This window comes from Vibrio sp. Vb0667 (assembly GCF_033391095.1).
Genome location: NZ_JAWPOL010000006.1, coordinates 1 through 21,740 on the forward strand (window position 1 = coordinate 1; position 21,740 = coordinate 21,740).

Consider the following 21,740-nt stretch of genomic DNA (forward strand, 5'->3'; position numbering starts at 1 on the left):
TCGACCCCACACACTTTTGCTGCTTCTAAAAGGGTTAGACCCTCTTCTACAATTCTATATTTTCCATCGATGACAATTTCTATCATGCAACCCCCGCAGCAAAGCAAATCCAAATCTGCACAAGTAAAACCATGCATTCTATAAGGATAATCATTTGTAAGACAAGTTAGTGTGATGTAAAACTTATAAACCACATTTTTCACGTGTCATAAAAAGCGAGGGTTTCTTTCGCTAACTTTCAACACTCGGTGTTTAACAAACGTTTTACTCGCTCGAAAGTGCGAAAACTGAAGGGTTGGACTATTTTGATAATAAGAGTAATAAATGATTGACCTTACCCTTAGGTTAACCTTTAGAATCGAAGGGTTTTCATCATTTTCATCAAACACATGGGAAAGGGTATGCACTTAAAGCCGCTGCATACAATCTGGTTAACTCTCTTCACGACGCTAGTACTATTGGTATCTAGTGTGGCGAACAGTGAGCCGTTGATGAATATTCAAATGATGTCTACTGGCATGGCTCACCATCCCTCTATGATGAGTGACAGCGAACACTGCGGTATGCCTGGCATGATGGACGTCTCCATGACAGACGCTTCTCTGTCCGAAGATGGCGATGCAAGAGAAACCAGCATGAACTGTGGTGGAGGCTCCGGCATGGTTCATACCTGCTGTAGTGCCGCGTGTACGATAGTTTTCGTCCCCCTACCGAATCCTATCAATAGCCCAATGCCCGTCGTCTATCGCGCAACCATTACTCCTGAAGTTGCTTCCCCAGTCGTACACGTCAGCCGCGACCTGTACCGACCTCCTATAGCCTAAATCCGTCCTAGCATTCGACCCTGCGCGTGTATCGCAGGTTGTTTTAATGCGCCTGAACGATGAGGTGACAAGGCTTTACTGTTCCCGCAATAAAATCCGCACCTCCATCGATCCGGCGAACACTGGATTTAGATTATGGATATCAAACCATACCGCTTAGCTGCACCTATTTTTATGGTGGCTCTGGTCGCTGCGCCAACCTTGGTTAACGCCGCTGGTAAAGAGACGCACGCAGCACAAAATTCCGCATCAAGTGAGCGAGCTTCGACGACCAAGCTTGCCCAACTGATCAACGTCGCTTTGAGTAACGATGGCAATCGTAAGCAATACTCAGCGCAATCTGCTGCCATGCGTGAAACGGGCGTCGCGAGTGCGACCTTAATCGACCCAAAACTGAAAGTGGGTTTTGGTGGCTTGCCTGTCGACAGCTTCAAATTCGATGAAGACCCAATGACCAACATCTCCGTTGGTTTAATGCAACAATTTGAGCGTGGCTCGACGCTTGATTTACAGCAGAAGAAAGCCAATCAACAAGCTGACGGCCTTGGGCTTCAAGTCCATGCTCGTGAGCTTGAGGTAGCCAACAACATGACTCAACTTTGGTTAGAACTTGGTTACCAGCAACGCGCTGAACAAATCATGCTTGAGAACCGCAAGTTGATGAAGGAGATGGAAAGCTTTATTCAAACCAACTATTCGATTGGTAAGAGTGAAGCGCAAGATCTGCTTAACGCCCAACTTCAAGTCAGCAAGTTGGATGAGAAACTGCAAGCCAACGCACAAATGCAACGTCGTCTTATCTCTCAACTCTCCGAATGGTTGGGGTCAGATTGGTTGGCGAATGAACAGGCCCTGCATGCGAGCAATCAACTTAATTGGGACACACTGAACAGCAAACTTGCTGCCAGTCAGGGTTCCACCAAGCATTATCAGCAACTCAGTCAACACCCGATGGTTAAGATGGCCGACGTCAGCATTTCTGCCAATAAAACGCAGGTGGAAATTACTGAGCAAGCCTACACCCCACAATTTGGCGTCGAAGTAATGTACGCCTACCGCCAAGCCGACAACATGATGGGTGAGCCAGCATCAGATTTGGTCAGCGCTTACCTCACCATGGACATTCCGTTGTTTACGGGTGACCGCCAAGATCGCAATCTCGCGGCCGCTCAATACCAAGTTGGCGCGGCACAATCACAAAAAGACACCTTACTAACGCAGATGAATGCCAAGGTGAACACTTTGCTGGTTGATCGCGGCAACTTAACCCAACGCTTAGAACGTTATCAATCCACCTTATTGCCTCAAGCGAAAGCGCGCATCCAAGCCGTTGAGCGGGGTTATCAAAACAACACAGCGCAGTTTAACGATGTGATTTCCGCCACGACTGACGAGTTGGCTCTGCAATTGGAGCAACAACGTCTACTGACCGATCTCAACATCGCAAACAGCAATTTAGCCACCCTACTCGGTGGTTTCGACTATCAAGTGGCTTCACCGGAAGCTCGCTCTATTTCGACATATTAATTTGTGATTCCCCAAGACAGTTGGGGCTACAGCTAGGCGGCAAACGAGAGAATCCCATGAGCACTTTCCCTAACAAACTAAGGGATCTGCTATGTGATTTGGGTGAACGAGAGCAGGCAACAACGCTGTAGCGTCAAATGTGAAGGGGAAAATAAGGTAAAACAATGAAAACATTTAAAATTGCAACCATCGCGCTGATTGTTGGTGGTGCTTTAGGGTTTGGTGCTAATCATTTTCTTACGGGCTCGACTCACGACATGAGTGCTATGGGTGGCGAATCTGCTGCAAGCTCTAATGATCCGCTTTACTGGGTTGCCCCAATGGATCCGAATTACAAACGCGACAAGCCGGGTAAGTCCCCAATGGGCATGGATTTGATTCCGGTTTACGCAGAAGACCTATCCGGTGAACAAGACGCACCGGGTACAGTGACTATTGACCCTTCAGTAGAGAACAACCTCGGGGTTAAAACCGCAAACGCGACACTACAACAGCTATCACCACGCATCGAAACGGTTGGCTATATTGCCTTTGATGAAAGTCTGTTATGGCAAACCAACGTTCGTGTGGCGGGTTGGGTAGAAAAACTCTACATCAATGCCGTGGGTGAGAAAGTGAAGAAAGGCGATGTGCTTTTCACTCTCTACTCTCCTGAACTGGTTAAAGCACAAGAAGAATTGCTGAATGCGTACCGCACTGGCCGCAAAGGTCTTGAAAAAGGCGCGACCGAGCGCTTGGTAACGCTTGGGGTTGACCGTGCTCAAATCAAATCCATTACTCGTAGTGGTAAAGCATCGCAAACCATTGAAATCAAAGCGCCTGCTGATGGCGTTATCGCGAGCTTAAACGTGCGTGAAGGTGGCTATTTGTCCCCTGCTCAAGCGGTGATCAGTGCAGGTCCTTTGGACAATGTTTGGGTTGATGCAGAAGTCTTTGAGCGTCAAGCGCACTGGATGAAAGCGGGTTCTCAAGCCACGATGACCCTTGACGCGATTCCGGGCAATGAATGGCAAGGTGTTGTCGATTACGTGTACCCAATCCTTGATCCGAAAACACGTACGTTGCGTGTGCGTCTTAAATTCCCTAATCCAGATGGCGCATTGAAGCCAAACATGTTCGCCAATATTGCCTTGCAGCCTGTTACTGACGACGCAGTGTTAACGATTCCTAAATCATCTGTTATCCGCTCTGGTGGTATGACTCGCGTTGTTCTAGCTGAGGGCGAAGGCAAATATCGCTCCGCTCGAATTGAAGTTGGCCGTGAAGCTGGCGAACAAATCGAAGTATTACAAGGACTTAAACAAGGCGATAAGATCGTTACTTCATCTCACTTCATGCTCGATTCTGAATCAAGCCAGTCGGCGGATCTGTCTCGCATCAATGGTGTAGAAGCAGCGGCAGAAACAGCATGGGCCAAAGGTGAAATCACAGACGTAATGAAAGATCACCGCATGCTGACCATCAACCACCAACCTGTACCAGAATGGGATTGGCCGGGCATGGTAATGAACTTCACTTTCGCAGATGGCGTTGAAATGGGTGACTTGAAAAAAGGTCAGGCTATCGAATTTGAAATGCAAAAGACGGAGTCCGGTCAGTACCAAATCATCGAGTATAAGGCAGACAACAGCGTCATTGCCGCAGAAGTTTGGCTAACTGGTGACATTAGCATGCTGATGGCTGATTTTGGCATGATCACCTTAAACCACCTACCGGTTGCAGAATGGAACTGGGATGCAGGCGAGATGAACTTCTCTGTGGGTGAAGACGTTGATCTATCGGGTTTTGAAGAAGGACAGAAAGTTCGGTTTCTAGTTGAAAAACAAGGTTCTGACTACGTTCTTAAACAGCTAGTTCCTGCAACAACAGCCGTCGAGGGTTAATTATGATCAATGCTATTATTCGTTGGTCACTGAGCAACCGATTCCTAGTGTTGGTCGCGACCTTAGCCCTTGTATTAGGCGGACTTTACAGTGTAAAGAATACGCCTGTTGATGCGATTCCGGATCTTTCTGATGTGCAAGTGATCATCAAGACAAGCTATCCGGGTCAGGCTCCTCAAGTCGTCGAGGATCAAGTCACTTACCCACTCACCACCGCCATGCTTGCCGTGCCGGGTGCTGAGACAGTTCGTGGTTACTCCTTCTTTGGTGACTCTTACGTTTATATCATTTTCAACGATGATACCGACATGTACTGGGCACGTTCGCGCGTGTTGGAGTACTTAAGCCAAGTAGCACCAAAGCTGCCACCGAACGCAAAACCAACCCTAGGTCCTGATGCAACGGGCGTGGGCTGGGTTTACAGCTACGTATTACAAGACAAAACCGGCAAGCATGATTTGGCGGATCTTCGCAGCCTGCAAGACTGGTTCTTGAAATACGAATTGCAAACCGTTGATGGCGTTTCTGAAGTCGCTACCGTGGGCGGTATGGTGAAGCAGTATCAAGTGCAGATTGATCCTGCCAAACTGCGTGCGTACAACCTCACTTTGCAACAAGTGAACATGGCAATCCAAAACGGTAACCAAGAAACCGGCGCGTCCGTTATCGAAGTTGCGGAAGCCGAACACATGGTTCGTACCACGGGTTACCTAACCAGCATTGAAGACATCAAATCACTGCCTCTAAAAGTCACCGAGAAAGGCACGCCGTTGCTATTAGGAGACATCGCAGACATTAACCTTGGCCCACAAATGCGCCGTGGTATCTCAGAGCTGAATGGCGAAGGTGAAGCGGTAGGTGGCGTTATCGTGATGCGCTTTGGTGAAAACGCCAGTGAAGTGATTGCGAAAGTCAAAGACAAACTCGCAGACCTACAACGCAGCCTGCCAGAAGGCGTGGAAATTGTTGCAACTTACGATCGCTCTACCCTTATCGATTCAGCGGTAGAAAACCTATGGAAGAAGCTTGCAGAAGAGTTCATTGTCGTTGCGATTGTGTGCGCGTTATTCTTATTCCACATTCGTTCTTCGTTGGTTATCGCTCTGAGCCTACCGGTTGGCATTCTCACTGCGTTTATCGTAATGCATTGGCAAGGCATCAACGCCAACATCATGTCCTTGGGTGGTATTGCAATTGCCATCGGTGCCATGGTGGATGGGGCAATCGTAATGATTGAAAACGTTCACAAGCACATTGAACGAACGCCATTGACCGACAAGAACCGCTGGCAAGTAATCGGCAAAGCCGCAGAAGAGGTCGGCGCACCGCTGTTCTTCTCGTTGCTTATCATCACTCTTAGCTTCGTACCAGTGTTCGCCTTAGAAGGCCAAGAAGGCAAGATGTTCTCGCCGCTTGCGTTCACTAAGACTTACGCAATGGCAGCGGCAGCAGGTTTGGCAATCACACTCGTCCCTGTTCTTATGGGCTACTTCATTCGCGGTAAGGTGTTACCGGAACACAAAAACCCAGTTAACCGTGGCTTGGTCGCGTTGTACCGTCCGCTGTTGAACACCAGCTTAAAATACCCTAAGACCATGATTGTTATCGCATTAGGTCTGATGGCATCGGCTTACTACCCAACCAGTAAACTGGGTAGCGAGTTCATCCCTCCGCTGGATGAAGGGGACTTGATGTACATGCCAACAACCTATCCGGGTATCTCAATTGGTAAAGCACGCGAGCTTCTACAACAAACCAACAAGCTGATCAAAACCGTTCCAGAAGTGAAAACCGTATGGGGCAAGATTGGCCGAGCTGAAACTGCAACCGATCCAGCGCCACTCACCATGATTGAAACCGTGATTCAGTTGAAGCCACGCGACCAATGGCGTGAAGGGGTAACAACCGAGTCACTGCGCAAAGAGTTCGACAAGCTGGTTCAGTTCCCTGGTCTTACTAACGCTTGGGTAATGCCGATCAAAACGCGTATCGACATGTTGGCAACGGGCATCAAAACCCCTATCGGCATTAAGATCTCCGGACCCGATCTGAAAGTGATTGAGAAGATCGGTTCTCAGTTGGAGCCAATTCTTAACGGCGTACAAGGCACGGCATCGGTTTATGCAGAACGTGTAGCAGGTGGTCGTTATGTCACGATCGACATTAAACGTCGTGCCGCAGCGCGTTATGGCTTAAGCATCAAAGACGTTCAGCAAGTGATCTCCACTGCGGTGGGCGGTATGAATGTGGGTGAAACCATTGAAGGCTTGGAGCGTTACCCAATCAACGTTCGCTACCCACAAGACTACCGAGATTCAGTGGTTAAACTGCAAAACCTACCATTGGTGACACCAAATGGCGCTCGTATTGCGCTGGCTGATGTAGCGGACATTCGTTACGAAGACGGCCCTCCGATGATCAAGACAGAAAACGCGCGTCCAAACGGCTGGGTATTTGTCGACATCGATGGTCGTGACCTTGGCTCTTACGTAGTGGAAGCACAGCAAGTCGTGGCCGATCAACTAGAACTTCCTGCGGGTTACTCGCTGGCTTGGTCTGGTCAATACGAATACATGGAGCGTGCGAAAGATCGCTTGAGTGTCGTGGTACCAATCACCATCGCCATCATTATGCTGCTGCTTTACTTCAGCTTCCGTCGTGTCGGTGAAGTGATGATCATCATGCTTACCCTACCACTCGCTATGGTTGGTGGTTTGTGGCTCATGCATATCCTCAACTACAACTTCTCGATTGCCGTTGGGGTCGGCTTTATTGCCCTAGCAGGCGTCGCGGTTGAAATTGGGGTCATCATGCTCGTCTACCTCAACCAAGCGTGGCACTACAAAAAACTCGATGCAGAAGAGAGCCAACAGAAGCTTGAGGCGAAAGACCTAACTGATGCCATTCGTGAAGGTGCAGGCCTACGTGTTCGCCCAGTAATGATGACGGTACTGACGGTCATTATTGGTCTGATTCCGATCATGTACGGCGAAGGGACAGGATCAGAAGTAATGCAACGTATCGCCGCACCAATGATTGGTGGTATGGCATCAGCACTGCTGCTGACGCTGTTGGTGCTTCCAGCCATCTTCAAGCTGTGGAAACAACGTGAGTTGCGCCAAAGCAATGCAACTAATCACCAAGCTAGTGATGTAAACAACAAGGCTTAACCCCTACCTTCCTCTCAAACATGCCGTTTGAGGGGAAGCAACCAAGTTAATAATGAATTAAAACAAGGATATAAAAATGAAAAAGACACTAATCACTCTTGCTCTAGCCCTAACAACAACGACTGCGTTTGCCCAAGTGGATCATTCAAACATGGACCACGCGAACATGGATCATAGCAACATGAAGCATGAAAATATGGACCACGGCAGCATGAAGATGGACCACAGTAAAATGGACCATTCAAACATGATGGATATGCCGGGCATGTCGGCAGTTGGTATGCCAGCAAAAGGGGCAAAGCCAGACAAGGTGGTACACGTTATCTTGGGTGATGACATGACCATCAAGTTCAAAAAAGACGTTAAAATTGAGCCAAACGATGTGGTGCAATTTGTGGTCATGAACACCGGTAAGATCAACCACGAGTTTACGATTGGTTCGGCTAAAGAGCAGCTAGAACATCGCGAAATGATGAAGACAATGAGTGGCGATCACATGCATGACTCAGGCAACGCAGTTACGGTAGAACCAGGTAAAGCGAAGCAATTACTGTGGCACTTCCACGGTGACAACAAGGTTGAGTTCGCGTGCAACATTCCGGGCCATGCAGAATCGGGCATGGTTAAAAAGATTGAACTGTAAGTAATTATCCAACTAGACAAAGGAGCTGATGATTCAGCTCCTTTTATTTCTCTGGATCAAACTATTCGTTAGCTCATGATAAGAAATTCTGAGCCAGTGTCTCACGCTAAGATATTTTTATGACCGAATCACCGACGTAATATATAAGCCAAACTACGGGCCTTGATAGCAACACTCTTCTCCTCATATTGAGACCGTATTAGCGTATTGCAAAGAATCCTACATAAAATAGACATAGATTTAACAGTGTTTAGAGTATTGGCTCGTTATAGTTTACGTGACATCGCTACGGTGCGAACTAAAACTAAAATTGAAGAACACGATCCATGAAAAAGTTATTTTTGTTGGCTGGGCTAATGGTTTGCTCAACCCTAAGTTACGCGTCCCAACTGAATGAGGACATTTCTCTCCTCGAGCAACAAACCTCAAGCAGAATTGGGGTGTCAGTTTGGGATACCCAAGCAGACGAGCGTTGGGACTACCGTGGCGATGAACGCTTCCCACTCATGAGCACATTCAAAACCCTAGCTTGTGCCAAAATGCTAAGTGATATGGACAGCGGTAAGCTAAGTAAGAATGCGACCGCAAAAGTCGATGAGCGCAGTATCGTTGTATGGTCTCCAGTGATGGATAAGCTCGCAGGCCAAAACACACGCATAGAGCACGCGTGTGAAGCCGCTATGTTAATGAGTGATAATACTGCAGCCAACTTGGTATTAAATGAAATTGGCGGCCCTAAAGCCGTAACAATGTTTCTGCGAACAATTGGAGATAAAGCAACGCGCCTAGACAGAATAGAACCTCGCTTGAACGAAGCCACACCAGGCGACAGCCGCGACACAACCACACCTAACGCCATACTAAACACTCTTCGAACTTTGGTCGAAGGCGAAACGTTGTCTTATGAGTCTCGTGTACAATTAAAAATCTGGATGCAGGACAACAAAGTTTCAGACTCGTTAATGCGTTCTGTATTACCAACAGGTTGGTCTATTGCAGACCGTTCTGGTGCGGGTGGTCATGGTTCGCGTGGCATTAACGCGATTATATGGAAGGAAAATCATCGACCTGTTTACATTAGTATTTATGTCACAGAAACCGAGCTCTCACTTCAAGCTAGGGACCAGCTCGTTGCGCAGATAAGTCAGTTGATTTTACAAAAGTACAAAGACAATTAAGTCTCTACTCACCTGACCCCATTTGTATCCTTTTCTAGCCCTTCTCTTCCAGAAGGGCTCATTCTGTACTTCCATCTTAAAAACACCACTTATTGAGTAATGACTTACTTATAAATAGGTATAAGATTTACTTATTTAGGGTGAGTTAACGCCCACATTAAGCAACCAAATGCACACAAACGGCGATAATTAAACCATACTCTTACCAAGAAGCACATTTTCTACAAAATAGCTTCACGTAATTTATTGTTGGTATTTGCAACATTGCCAAGGAGATGTCTATTGAGACTTGAAAGAACTTTTAACCCTGATGACTTATCGATGCAAAACATGGAAAGTCCGATATGTATGCCGATAGGGTTTGTTCACTTTTTAGCTCAATCGGAAACACTACAGCAAGTACTTGATACGGTGGCAGAATGGATAAATCGTATATTTAATTCTGACCGTGCGAGTATCACACTTTATGAAAACAATGATCATCTAAAGGTCTACTCTTTCTCTGGTAGTAAAGCGATTCCCGCTGAATTTTTAGTGCCCATTCATCAAGCGTTTGTTGGCCGAGTGTTCAAAAAGCAACAACTGATGATCTGCGATGATGTTACGCAATCTGATGAGATCGATTGTATGATGCTCGCATCCAATGGTATGGGTACGTGTATGGACGCGCCTTTAATGCACGGTAAAGTCTGCCTAGGAACGCTTAATGTTGCGCATCATCAAACGCACATTTACACAAACGAACAAGCGGCACAGCTTCAGTGCATCGCTAATTGGATTGCTTTAAACATTGCCCTTCATATACAGATTATGAAGATGGAGCACCTCGCCACGACGGATGATCTAACAGGTATTCCAAACCGCAGAGAGTTCATGCGACAAATCGAAAGCCGCCTAAATGAATACCGAACCCAGGGCATTGACTTCCATGTTGCTATTTTAGATCTCGACAATTTTAAAAGCCTCAATGACCGATTTGGTCATGACGCAGGCGATAAATCACTGATCCATGCAGTTAATACTATTAAAAGTCATCTACTTGATTGTGACTTACTTGCCAGAGTTGGCGGTGAAGAGTTTGCCATCGTATTAAGAAGTCGCTCATCACAGCAAGCTCTAGACACATTAGAAACGATTCGTAATGCACTAGAAACGACGACCGTTCAACATTCAGGTTGTGATATGAGCTTCACCGCGAGTATTGGGGTAACTCAAGTCTGTCGTCTCGACGACTCATTTGAACCATTAGTTAAACGCGCCGACTTAGCACTTTACAAGGCAAAAGAAACTGGAAGAAATCGCGTTGAGTTTCATATTGGTGAAGAAAGGTAGAAAAAATAAAAAAAGGTAGCGACTCATTGCGCTACCTTTTATCGATTCTAACCCGCTTAAAATAACTAATACGAACTTTAAGCCAGTTAAAAATAAGAATGAGCAAATTTAATTATGCTTTCTTAAGATCTTTAGCTGGGTAAGTTAGTGTTTTTTCGCCTGCTTTTACATGTGTGTAAAAACCGCCACTGCTTAAACCTGTAACAACCATTTCGCCAAGATCGATACCTTTAGTCGCTACTACTACGTCACCGATTGAAAACATATTGAATACCTTGTTTGTTTAGATTAAGACACTAAGTCGTTGCGCGGTATTTAATACGATATTAGGCAAAGCACCTAATCGAGTTTTTTATCGTAAAGATTAATTTATATTTGTCGTGAACTCTAAGTTTCCACATTGAAAATCACAGGATATTTTCCAAAAAAAGATGCGCTATTCTTGTGAAATACGGTAATATTTTCTAGCATCAAGTGCGGAGGTATTCTCCGCCCTCATTGGAGAAAAATGATGAAGAAAGGCCTAAAAATGCGTGCATTAGAGCGTTCTGATTTGCGCTTTATTCATGAACTGAATAACAACCGAAATATCATGGCCTACTGGTTCGAAGAACCTTACGAGTCTTATGACGAGCTCGAAGAACTTTATCGAAAACATATACATGATGACGCTGAAAGGCGTTTTGTCGTCGAAGATGAAGACGGCATCGTAATTGGCTTAGTTGAGCTGATCGAGATTAACTACATTCACCGCAGCGCGGAATTTCAGATAATCATCGCCCCAGAGCATCAAGGCCGAGGTTATGCGACAGAGATGATTAATCGTGCGTTAGATTACTCATTCTCAATTCTTAATCTACGTAAAATCTACTTATTAGTCGCAGTGGATAACGAAGTCGCTATTCACTTATACAAAAAGTGCGGCTTTATCGAAGAAGGTCACCTTGTAGAAGAATACTTTATTAACGGCGCTTACAGCGATGTTAAGCGCATGTATATATTAAAACACCAGTACCAGAAAAAGATCGAAGAAAACAACTCAATTCACTAGTTCATTCTATCAAAGTAAAAACGCAGCTATTTGGGCTGCGTTTTTATTTATTCAAATTGATATTGATATGATAATACGATGCGCTTGTCTGCTTCATCCAAATAGGTGTTGTTGTCCATGCCAAACGTCATTACGTTAAAAGAGTGGCGTTTGCTCACGAGGTAACCAAGACCAATACCACCAAAGAAGCCTTTGTAGTTCTCTCCTTCACTGTTTTCTGAGCCGTAAGTGCCTGCTGCAAAGCTGATTAACGTCAGCTCTTTGGTAAACGATTTCAGCGCAAATGCACCAACGTAACCGCTACTGCCTGAAGAGCTCATCATATTGAAGCCATTCTCTGCACTTGGCGTACCCGTAAAGTTAGGCTCGCTACAGAGACTACTTTCTGCACCGTCACAAACAGGAACATCACCAGTGTTGTACGTATAGCCTGCCATTGGGAAAATTTGGAAGCCTGCTGGCTCAATCCCGAAATAACTTAGCGGCATAAAGGTACCAACGCTGTAGTTGGTTTGATCCGCGCCGTTTACGTATTCATTTTTACCGAAGTTGAAGTTCACGATACCGACCGGAAACAACCACGAGCCACCAATACGCCACTCGCTCGCATCATCATTGATACGCAGGTTGATTTTGCGCGCTTGGTCAAGCGCAAGTGAGCCCGAGAATGAGATGTTTTGATCATCAAAATCGTAGTTGTTTGCGTACGACGCGCCAAATTTCGTGATGACTTTTGTTGGGTCATCCGCCAACTTGTTTTTATTGTCTTTTACTCGATGCTCGGCACCATGAGCCAGCGTACTGACCAACAAAGTTATACACACTAACGCTAGTTTATTTTTCATTTTTCAGTCCTTTGAGATGTTGAATACCCGCACTTAGCTGCGCAGATATTTTTTGAATCATCACTCACTGGATGTGACAAAAGCGCCCTAACTACCTTAGATGGCGTGACAGCATCCAGTGCAGGTAGTTAGGGTAGAATGGCCTGTAAGGAAGGCGTTTTAGCGATTAGGAATGATTAGTTTTTCCAGTTGTAGCTCATGCTCATGAAGTACAGTGCAGGCTCATCAAAGCCCGCTTGGAAGCGTGGCGTTTCTGACGATTCCATCAAGATCGCTTCAAACGCGAAACCAATTGAGTTTTCTGAATCCAATTTGTAATCAATGCCTGTACCAATGCGGTACGCCTTGCCAGTAGGAACGGTAATGTCACCGTTTGATTGGCTTTCATACATGCTGGTATCGAATGCAAAACCTGCATTCCACATCATTTTTTCATTCAGTTTGTACTGAGTACCCAATGCGATTTGGTAAGTGTCTTGTGTCTCTACGCCCAGCGTGGTTGTGTATTCGCTCCAGTCTTGCCAGTTCACGTTCCACATCACCGCTAGGTCATCATTCACTTCATGGTAAGCACTGAAGATCAGTTGTTGTGGAGCAATGGAGTTACTATTGTCGAATTCAAATTCGGTTTCAGAAGAGTAAGACAGGCCAAGACGCGTACCTGGTGTTGCCTCATAAAGCACACCTACTCGGCCGTTAACCTGTGTGTCTTGGTCTTCGTCATTGAAGTTCAAGGCTCCCTTCGTTTCTACTTCATACATACCGTACTGAATGCCAAGCGCCGCACCCACAGACCAGTGATCATTGATGCGGTAAGAAGCGGAAGGTTGAATGGTCAAGGCTTGCGTCGTTGCTGTAGGAATATCTAAATGATTATTCAAAAGACCTTCGTACTCGAGGCCAAGGCCGTAATTGCCATACAGACCAATACCCAGCGTCCATTTGTCGTTCACTTGTTGGCTGTAAAATGCCGACGCCATAGGAACAAAACCAATCACGTTGCCCGCATCGCCAGTCATCGTGTCTAGTTGCGCGTCACCGTAAAGGCCAATCAGGTTACCAGAGAAAGATTTACCAGAAATATTCGCCAGACCAGCCGGGTTTGCTGCCATTACTGAGGCATCTTGCGCACGAGCCGCCATACCAGCGGATGCCAAACCAATATCCGATGCTGTTGTTTCGTAAAGGTATAACCCACCCGCTTGCGCAGCAGCACAAGTCAGTAGAGAACTCGCTACGACGATTTTTGAAAGATTTTTCATGTTAAAACCTATTATTGTTAGGGGAACCCACGCTGCGACGGTGGTTGTATATCAATGAAAGGCATTGGCCAATCGCACACAGCGTGGGGGTGTTGTGGAGTCAGTCAGTTGAAATCAGCGTTATTGCTCGCTCACCTCAAGTTCAGTGGGTTTCTTTCGCTTAAACTTCTCGCGCAGAGATTGCATCATCACGAAGAACACTGGCGTCAGCAACGTGCCTACAAACGTAGAGAGAATCATGCCGCCGAATACTGCAAAGCCCAGTGAGTGACGAGATGCCGCACCGGCACCCGATGCAATCACCAACGGGAATACCCCCCAGATGAAGGCGAATGCGGTCATCTGTACTGCACGGAAACGGATTCGAGCAGCTTCTTTGGCAGAATCAATGATGGATAAGCCCTTTTCTTCTCGCAGAACTTTGGCAAATTCCACGATAAGAATCGCCACTTTGGCGGACATACCGATCAAGATGACCACACCAATCTGCACATACAAGTCGAACGGTTGTCCCACCAGCAGTAGCGTGCCCATTGCGCCGAGAATCGCGACTGGAACCGCCATCATTACCGCAGCAGGAATGGTCCAACTTTCGTACTGAGCCACCAAGAACAAGTAGGTGAACAGCAAAGACAATGCGAACGCGATTGGTGCCATGTTGCCTGCTTTCATCTCTTGGTAAGTCATGCCGGACCACTCGTACGAGTAACCACTTGGCAAAGATTCTGCAGCCAGTTTTTCAATCGCTTTTACAACATCACCCGAGCTGTAGCCTGGCGCTGGCGCACCGTTCACGGTTGCAGAACTGAACATGTTGTAGTTCGACAAGGTATCTGGGCCGAAGATCGGCTTCACTTTCACTAGCGTTGCCAGTGACACCATTTTTCCAGAGCTTGAGCGAACAAACAGATGGTTGATGTCGTCGATATTGTCACGGTATTGCTCTTCTGCTTGCACTTTCACTTGGTACGAACGACCAAACAAGTTGAAGTCAGAAATGTAGGCGCCGCCCAACTGTGCTTGCAGTGTGCTGAAGATTTCATTCAACGGTACGCCCATCGAAATCGCTTTATCGCGATCAATATCGATGTAACGTTGCGGAATATTCGCACGGAAAATCGAGAACGCACGTGCCACTTCAGGCAGTTGGTTGATTTGGGCAACAAAATCAGCGGTTGTTTTTGCCAACTCTTGTGGAGAACGGCCCAAGTTGTCCTGCAGCACAAGGTTGAAACCATCCACCGCACCCATACCTTTGATTGCCGGTGTCGCGAAAACGAACGAAGCGGCATCTGGCGTTGAGTTCAGCATTTGGTTAACTTTATTCATCAATGCGCGTTGGTGTAGCTCAGGGTCTTTACGTTTGCTCCAGTTATCCAGTTTGATGATCAACATGCCCGAGTTTGGAATCGACGCCATGTTAATTACCGAGAAGCCCGCAACCGAAACCACGTTCTCCACACCTTCCATCTGTTTTAGCTCATCAACGTACTGCTTCATTAATGGTGCAGTACGCTGCAATGCTGCTGCGTCTGGCAAACGCATTTCGACCATGAACACGCCTTTATCTTCGTTCGGTACGAAAGAGGAAGGTACGGTCATGAACGCAAATGCCAGCACCGCAATAAGCGCGCCATAAACACCGATACTCAGCACAATGCGACGGCTCAAGAAGCCAACTACACCTTGGTATTTGCGCGTTATTGCCTCAAAACCTCGGTTAAACGCACGCAAAGGCGCAATAGGCTGCGAGTGAGTTGATTTCAACATCAACGCACAAAGCGCTGGCGTTAACGTTAATGCGTTGATCGCAGAGATCAGCACCGACACACAGATGGTGACTGCGAACTGGTTGAACATTCGACCGGAAATACCCGGCAATAGCGCAACCGGTACGAATACCGCCAACAAAATAAGCGTTGTTGCCAATACTGGCCCCGTCACTTCTTTCATAGCTTGGATCGTGGCCGGAATCGGGTCTAAATGCTCTTCATGGATAACCCGCTCCACGTTCTCTACCACGATGATCGCATCGTCCACCACGATACCGATGGCGAGGATCAAGCCAAACAACGAGATCGTGTTAATGGTCATGCCCATCACGCCCATGATTGCGAACGTCGCAATGATGGAAACCGGAATCGCTAAGGTTGGAATGATGGTCGCTCGCCAGTTCTGCAAGAAAACGTACACAACGAAGGTGACAAGAAGTACCGCAATCACCAGCGTCTCGTAAACTTCATCAATCGACGTCTCTACGTATTCAGTAGAGTCATAAGCGATGTCATAGACCAAATCATCAGGAAACGATTTTTCGTACTCTGTCATGGCCTCTTTCACGCGTTCCATCACGTCTAGCGCGTTCGCGGTCGGTAACTGGTACAAGGCCAGAACGGCGGCTGGTTCGTTATTCATACGACCATCAGCTTCGTAACCTTGTGCGCCAACTTCCACACGAGCCACATCTTTCAAGCGAATCAAAGAACCTTTCTTGCTCGCACGAATGATGATGTTCTCGAACTCTTCCGCAGAAGTGAGTCGACCTTTAGTTTGCAAAACATATTGATATTGCTGATCATCTGGAGCTGGCATACCACCGATCTTACCCGCCGCCACTTGGATGTTTTGCGTTTTAATTGCGCCAATAACGTCGCTAGCAGAAAGCTTCAAGGTAGCCAGTTTATTTGGGTTCAACCAAATTCGCATTGAGTAGTCTTTCTTACCCAGAAGCGTAATGTCACTCATACCTTCGATACGTTTTAGACGCTCGACAATATTGAGATCCGCGTAGTTAGAAAGGTAGATACTGTCGTGAGACTGTTTCGGAGAACGCAGTGTGATAACGCCCAGCATGTCGGAAGATTTCTTCTTAACCGTCACACCGATTTGGTTTACTTCTTGTGGTAGAGACGACGTCGCCTGTGCCACCAAGTTGTTCACACGAACCTGCGCCATATCGCCATCTGCGCCCACTCGGAAGTAAATACGCAATGTGTATGAGCCATCGTTACCAATCACAGAAGACATGTAAATCATGTCTTCAACGCCGTTGACTTTGGCTTCTATCGGTTGTGCTACGGTCTTTTTAACCACGTCCGCGTTTGCACCCGGATACATGGTGCTCACCGTAATTACCGTTGGAGAGATTTGAGGATACTCAGAAATTGGCAAGACTTTCAGGGCGATCATACCCATCAATGTCATCGCCAGTGAGATCACCAAAGCAAACTTCGGCCGATGAATGAAAAATTTACTTAACATCAGTACTCACTCAGCCTTGTTCACTCTGTAGTTCAACGTCTTTCACCGTTGCACCCGGACGCACTTTTTGTAGACCATTAACGATGACTTTTTCGTTAGCCGCCAAGCCAGTCAGCACAGCACGTTTCACACCGTAGGTCTGACCGAGTTCAACGTTACGACGTGACACCACGTGATCATCACCAACCACCATGACGTAGTCACCCGCTTGGTCTTGCTGAACAGCCGCCGATGGGATAAGCAAACCATCAATGGTTTTGTTGCGCAGCTTGATGGTCAAGTTGCCATATTCACCCGGCATAAGCGCGTAAGTTGGGTTATCGAATTGTGCTTCTGCTCGAATTGAGCCTGTTTCTAAATCGATCTTGTTGCCAACGGCGTAGATCTTGCCATCAAGCGGATACAATGAACCGTCTGAAAGCGTCAGTGTTAAATCAACATCCAGTTTGTCATCGTTACGATGAGCCACATCAATCGCGCTTCTTACGCGGCGGTAGAGCTTCTCATCAACATCAAAGCCAAAGCGAATTGGGTCGATTTGAGTGATCGAAACAAGAGGAACGAGTTGAATTTTCGAAATACGGTCACCCACTCGGAAGTTGCTGAAACCCACGCGGCCAGAGAAAGGAGCACGCACAGAGCTAAATTCAAGATCGAGCCTTGCTGAAACCAGCGTCGCTTTCGCCTCTTCTACCGAGGCAATCGCTGCGGCGTGCGCAGCAATGGCGTCATCGTATTGCTGCTCACTGATGCTTTTATCTTTGATAAGTTTCTTCACACGTTCTGCATCACGCGTAGTTTGAACGAGTTGTGCTTTTGCTTTTTGCAACGACGCTTTTGCATACGCCAGTGCCGCTTTGTAAGGACGGTCGTCGATTTCAAACAGCAATTGGCCTTTTTCGACCATATCGCCATCTTTAAAATGAATCGCGGTTAATTCGCCACCGACTCGAGGCATAATATCAACGTCATTTACCGCTTCAGTTCGACCGATAAAAGTATGATAAGGAGTGATTTTTGTTTCGGTTAGGGTAACGGTTTCAACAGAGGGTGCTTGGGCAGTTTTCGTTGCGATATCGCCAGTTTTGCATCCTGATAGCAATGCAGAAGATATAGCAATAGATACCAACGCAAATTTATATTTGGCTTTCATGATAAACCTACTTTATTTAGAAAGTGCCCTAGCCTAAATATATAAATATATGGATAAACACACTTTCTATTCTGGAAATAAACGAGGGAGTTAGAATTGGTAGTTAAATTCGATACGGTGATCACCATCACCGAAATTAACGTGCTCATTCCAGTTTGCAAAGTAACGAATATTTGCGCGAGGATTAATTTGATAAGACAACGCAAACTCATGAGTCAAGATATTATCTTCACCCGCGTAATAAGTATCTTTATATTGACTAGACCCTGACAACGTATGCATATACATTGGGTTGTAGTTAACCCAGATTTTATCGGTTAATTCAATTTTTGAGTACATACCGACAACGGTGAAAGTACCTGGAATTTCGTAACCTTTGTCATCACCACTAAAATCATTAGCAATAGTGACACCCGCACCAGCTAAAGGAAATAACTGCAACATACCAAACTTAGGTAGACCTTGAATAAAGCTATAAGATGCATCTAATTTATCGTTATCAACGTCGTAGTTTACATCTAATTGACGGCCTAGACCTTTTGCGACTTCTACTTGGAAATTACGTAGTCGGAAAGAGTCAATGCTGTCATCAACGTTGGCATATATTGGATCATCATTGTCGCGAATGCCAAATAGCTCACCACCAATGCCTTTCATTTCAATGATGTTCATCGCCATGGTACCAGGCTGGCTAGATTGGTAAGTTTGACCGATTTTGATGTTCGCGCCTTTATCAGTAATACCAAAGCCCGCTTGGGTGTATACCGCAAGTGGGTCAGACATATCTTGTAGTTCTTCGTTATTGTTTGTCTGCGCATAGGCAGAAGACGCGAGTTGTAGGGCTGCAACCATAATGGCAACAGACGGTTTCACTAAATTCATAAAACTGTATCCATTTTAATGATTATAAAATTATTCACGTCATGAGGTCATCATAAATAGCAAGCAACACAACTCGCTTTGGATAACATAAATTATCAAAGCAAATTCAATAATGACGAAACATTCGACGTTTTAATTAAAATAAAATAAAGCATCGTAAAAGTTCAATCACCGCTACTTATATCTTATATAACTTGAAATTTGGTAATACCAATGAAGAAGGAAATATTAAAACTTATGAAAATTCAATTATCATTAGAACAAATGATTAATTAATTTTACCATATAAATAGAGAGTGCAATGGATTTAGGTGATCGCGATCAATGTTTCATTTCGATCGTACAACACTCTTCAGATTAATTAGAACATTATAATAATTTAAAAACCTTAGTTTGATTAGCCTAGCATCAGATTAGAATAGTAGGCCTATAATAAATAAAAAGGGAATCACTCTCTGTGATTCCCTTTTATTATCGAGCGATAAAGCGCCGATGCGTTTCGATAACTAAAACGCAAACAATTCGCACTATTGCAGTTTCTCTATTCCCATATTGAACAGTGCAAAACTATAAATATCTGCATTTGTCTCAATTATTTTACGCGTTGGTGTGCCTGCACCATGTCCTGCATTGGTTTCGATGCGAATTAAGGTCGGATTTGAACCCGCTTGCTTCGATTGCAACTCAGCAGCAAATTTGTATGAGTGAGCAGGAACAACACGGTCATCATGATCACCGGTTGTAATCAATGTTGCTGGGTATTCCACCCCTGCTTTTACATTGTGCACCGGCGAATAACTTTTCAGATATTGGAACATCTCTTTACTTTGCTCTGCCGTGCCGTAGTCATACGCCCAACCAGCACCTGCGGTAAAAGTATGGTAACGCAGCATATCCAGTACGCCGACTGCTGGCAGCGCCACTTTAAACAGCTCTGGACGTTGCGTCATAACGGCCCCTACTAACAAGCCACCATTCGATCCACCGTTAATGGCTAACTTGTTTGATGACGTTACCTTTTCATCAATTAGGAATTCAGCCGCAGCAATAAAGTCATCAAACACATTTTGCTTTTGCATTTGAATGCCAGCGTTGTGCCATTCTTTGCCATATTCCCCACCACCACGAATGTTCGCTACCGCGTAAACACCACCAAGCTCTAACCAAGCCGCACGTGTCGGGCTAAAAGATGGCGTGAGGCTAATGTTGAAACCGCCATAACCATATAGGATGGTTGGTGCACTGCCGTCCATCGGTGTCCCTTTTTTATAGGTGATGATCATCGGCACTTTTGTTCCGTCTTTTGAGGTGTAAAACACCTGGCGAGATTCATACAAAGCAGGATCAAATGGCGCTTTAGATTTGTAGTACACCTCGCTATCACCGTCTTTGATGTTCAGACGATAGGTCGTGCTTGGCATCTTGTAGTTGGTGAAAGAATAGTAGACTTCGGTTTCTTCTTTTTTCCCCGAGAAACCGTATGCGCTGCCAATATCAGGCAATTTGATTTCTCGGATGAGTTTGCCGTTCATGTCGTATTGCTTCACCATCGAGATCGCATCAACAATATAGCTCGCAAACAAATTGCCACCCGCGGTAGAAACACGTAACACGTTCTTTGTTTCAGGAATCACATCTTTCCAGTTTTTGGGCTGCGGCTGACTCGCATCCACCGTCACGACGCGTTTGTTCGGCGCATTAAGGTTCGTAACCAAGTACAGTTTCGTGCCTTGGTTGTCTATCACCCAAGTATCAGAACTGGTGTTATCTAAAATGGTTTTCAGCGGGCTATTTGGCTTACTCAGGTCTTTGAAGAACAGTTTGTTACCCGACGTCGATACGCTGGCTGAGATAAACAAGTAGCGTTCATCTTCCGACGTGTAACCCCCAACGTAGCGATACTTTTCGTCCTTTACACCACCGAAAATTAATTGGTCTTCACTTTGTTTCGTCCCTAGTTTATGAAAGTAGAGCTTGTGTTGGTCTGTCTTCGCGGAAAGTTCACTCCCTTTTGGCTTGTCATAACTTGAGTAATAGAAGCCTTGATTGCCGAGCCAACTGATGCCACTGAACTTAATATCCACCAGCGTTTCACCGACGGGCTTTTTGGTTTCTGTGTCTAACACAATGACTTTGCGCCAATCGCTACCGCCTTCCGAAATGCTGTATGCAACCAAAGAACCATCACGTGAAAAGCTCACTCCCGCTAACGATGTGGTGCCATCTTCACTAAAAGTATTTGGATCGAGGAAAATTTCTGCTTCGCCATCACCTAACTGCCGATGAAGCACATCTTGGTTTTGTAGCCCGTCATTTTTGTAAAAATAAGTGAACTTACCCTCTTTGAACGGTTGGCTTTGCTTTTCGTAGTCCATGAGCTTAGTGATGCGCTCTTCAATCTGCTCGCGGTAAGGGATTTTCGACAGATAATCAAACGTCACTGCATTTTGTGCCTTCACCCATTCTGCGGTTTCTGGGCTGAGATCGTCTTCCAACCAGCGATAAGGATCACTCACTTTTGTACCAAAGTAGTCATCGACAACATCCACTTTTTGTGTGGTTGGATACGTGATGGTTTTCGGGGTTACCTGTTCAACCGACGATTGCGCCGCTTCATTTGCATACGCCACAGACAACACACTTCCGAGTACGAGAGCCGTTGTGAGTGCTAGGGTATTCTTTTTCATGAAATTCCTTTTTATTTTTCTGTTGTCTTTTTGTGCAATACA

Annotated in this window: 15 protein-coding genes; 8 read left to right on the forward strand and 7 right to left on the reverse strand. The window is 45.8% G+C overall.

Annotation, left to right across the window (positions count from 1 at the left end; translation table 11 throughout):
* The first annotated feature begins 401 nt into the window (after positions 1–401).
* From R8269_RS08845 to R8269_RS08875, 7 genes are all read left to right on the forward strand, one after another.
* Positions 402–824 (forward strand): hypothetical protein, encoded by a 423-nt coding sequence (locus tag R8269_RS08845; RefSeq protein WP_318222512.1) that lies wholly within the window; start codon positions 402–404, stop codon positions 822–824.
* Positions 825–959: 135 nt separating this feature from the next.
* Positions 960–2,351: a TolC family protein gene (locus tag R8269_RS08850; protein ID WP_258477401.1), complete on the forward strand. Its 1,392-nt coding sequence runs from the start codon at positions 960–962 to the stop codon at positions 2,349–2,351.
* A 164-nt stretch (positions 2,352–2,515) separates the two neighbouring features.
* Entirely contained in the window at positions 2,516–4,234 is a 1,719-nt protein-coding gene (locus tag R8269_RS08855) for an efflux RND transporter periplasmic adaptor subunit (protein ID WP_213971311.1), read from the forward strand.
* 2 nt (positions 4,235–4,236) lie between these two features.
* On the forward strand, positions 4,237–7,404 hold the full coding sequence (locus tag R8269_RS08860) for an efflux RND transporter permease subunit (RefSeq protein ID WP_186585169.1): 3,168 nt from the start codon (positions 4,237–4,239) through the stop codon (positions 7,402–7,404).
* Positions 7,405–7,480: 76 nt separating this feature from the next.
* Positions 7,481–8,047: a copper-resistant cuproprotein CopI gene (gene copI / locus R8269_RS08865; RefSeq protein WP_064376773.1), complete on the forward strand. Its 567-nt coding sequence runs from the start codon at positions 7,481–7,483 to the stop codon at positions 8,045–8,047.
* Positions 8,048–8,373: 326 nt separating this feature from the next.
* Complete coding sequence (locus tag R8269_RS08870) at positions 8,374–9,225, forward strand: carbenicillin-hydrolyzing class A beta-lactamase CARB-42 (RefSeq protein ID WP_005375420.1); 852 nt, start codon at positions 8,374–8,376, stop codon at positions 9,223–9,225.
* Positions 9,226–9,507: 282 nt separating this feature from the next.
* Complete coding sequence (locus R8269_RS08875; RefSeq protein ID WP_021707655.1) at positions 9,508–10,557, forward strand: sensor domain-containing diguanylate cyclase; 1,050 nt, start codon at positions 9,508–9,510, stop codon at positions 10,555–10,557.
* A 112-nt stretch (positions 10,558–10,669) separates the two neighbouring features.
* Here the strand turns inward: R8269_RS08875 and R8269_RS08880 are convergent, their stop codons facing one another.
* Complete coding sequence (locus R8269_RS08880) at positions 10,670–10,822, reverse strand: hypothetical protein (RefSeq protein ID WP_005375418.1); 153 nt, start codon at positions 10,820–10,822, stop codon at positions 10,670–10,672.
* A 246-nt stretch (positions 10,823–11,068) separates the two neighbouring features.
* On the opposite strand from R8269_RS08880, the gene speG reads away from it, so the two are divergent.
* The gene (gene speG / locus R8269_RS08885; protein WP_005375417.1) at positions 11,069–11,608 is read left to right on the forward strand and encodes a spermidine N1-acetyltransferase; all 540 of its coding nucleotides are present in this window, start codon (positions 11,069–11,071) and stop codon (positions 11,606–11,608) included.
* 47 nt (positions 11,609–11,655) lie between these two features.
* Here the strand turns inward: speG and R8269_RS08890 are convergent, their stop codons facing one another.
* The 6 genes from R8269_RS08890 to R8269_RS08915 form a co-directional block, all read right to left on the reverse strand.
* Positions 11,656–12,453, reverse strand: coding sequence for a hypothetical protein (locus R8269_RS08890; RefSeq protein ID WP_186585167.1), 798 nt, complete (start codon positions 12,451–12,453; stop codon positions 11,656–11,658).
* A 176-nt stretch (positions 12,454–12,629) separates the two neighbouring features.
* A complete protein-coding gene (locus R8269_RS08895) occupies positions 12,630–13,715 on the reverse strand; it encodes an OmpP1/FadL family transporter (protein ID WP_186585165.1) in 1,086 nt (361 codons plus the stop codon).
* Between the two features lie 120 nt (positions 13,716–13,835).
* Positions 13,836–16,976, reverse strand: coding sequence for an efflux RND transporter permease subunit VmeQ (gene vmeQ, locus R8269_RS08900; RefSeq protein WP_213971309.1), 3,141 nt, complete (start codon positions 16,974–16,976; stop codon positions 13,836–13,838).
* A gap of 10 nt (positions 16,977–16,986) precedes the next feature.
* On the reverse strand, positions 16,987–18,129 hold the full coding sequence (vmeP, locus tag R8269_RS08905; RefSeq protein ID WP_005391278.1) for an efflux RND transporter periplasmic adaptor subunit VmeP: 1,143 nt from the start codon (positions 18,127–18,129) through the stop codon (positions 16,987–16,989).
* A gap of 90 nt (positions 18,130–18,219) precedes the next feature.
* Complete coding sequence (locus tag R8269_RS08910; protein WP_054574444.1) at positions 18,220–19,011, reverse strand: hypothetical protein; 792 nt, start codon at positions 19,009–19,011, stop codon at positions 18,220–18,222.
* A gap of 527 nt (positions 19,012–19,538) precedes the next feature.
* Positions 19,539–21,698: a prolyl oligopeptidase family serine peptidase gene (locus tag R8269_RS08915; RefSeq protein WP_054574445.1), complete on the reverse strand. Its 2,160-nt coding sequence runs from the start codon at positions 21,696–21,698 to the stop codon at positions 19,539–19,541.
* Positions 21,699–21,740 lie beyond the last annotated feature (42 nt).

Coding starts and splice junctions, on each gene's coding strand:
- R8269_RS08845 (WP_318222512.1), top strand. CDS start 402: ATGCACTTAAAGCCGCTGCATACAATCTGGTTAACTCTCTTCACGACG.
- R8269_RS08850 (WP_258477401.1), top strand. CDS start 960: ATGGATATCAAACCATACCGCTTAGCTGCACCTATTTTTATGGTGGCT.
- R8269_RS08855 (WP_213971311.1), top strand. CDS start 2,516: ATGAAAACATTTAAAATTGCAACCATCGCGCTGATTGTTGGTGGTGCT.
- R8269_RS08860 (WP_186585169.1), top strand. CDS start 4,237: ATGATCAATGCTATTATTCGTTGGTCACTGAGCAACCGATTCCTAGTG.
- copI (WP_064376773.1), top strand. CDS start 7,481: ATGAAAAAGACACTAATCACTCTTGCTCTAGCCCTAACAACAACGACT.
- R8269_RS08870 (WP_005375420.1), top strand. CDS start 8,374: ATGAAAAAGTTATTTTTGTTGGCTGGGCTAATGGTTTGCTCAACCCTA.
- R8269_RS08880 (WP_005375418.1), bottom strand. CDS start 10,822: ATGTTTTCAATCGGTGACGTAGTAGTAGCGACTAAAGGTATCGATCTT.
- speG (WP_005375417.1), top strand. CDS start 11,069: ATGAAGAAAGGCCTAAAAATGCGTGCATTAGAGCGTTCTGATTTGCGC.
- R8269_RS08890 (WP_186585167.1), bottom strand. CDS start 12,453: ATGAAAAATAAACTAGCGTTAGTGTGTATAACTTTGTTGGTCAGTACG.
- R8269_RS08895 (WP_186585165.1), bottom strand. CDS start 13,715: ATGAAAAATCTTTCAAAAATCGTCGTAGCGAGTTCTCTACTGACTTGT.
- vmeQ (WP_213971309.1), bottom strand. CDS start 16,976: ATGTTAAGTAAATTTTTCATTCATCGGCCGAAGTTTGCTTTGGTGATC.
- vmeP (WP_005391278.1), bottom strand. CDS start 18,129: ATGAAAGCCAAATATAAATTTGCGTTGGTATCTATTGCTATATCTTCT.
- R8269_RS08910 (WP_054574444.1), bottom strand. CDS start 19,011: ATGAATTTAGTGAAACCGTCTGTTGCCATTATGGTTGCAGCCCTACAA.
- R8269_RS08915 (WP_054574445.1), bottom strand. CDS start 21,698: ATGAAAAAGAATACCCTAGCACTCACAACGGCTCTCGTACTCGGAAGT.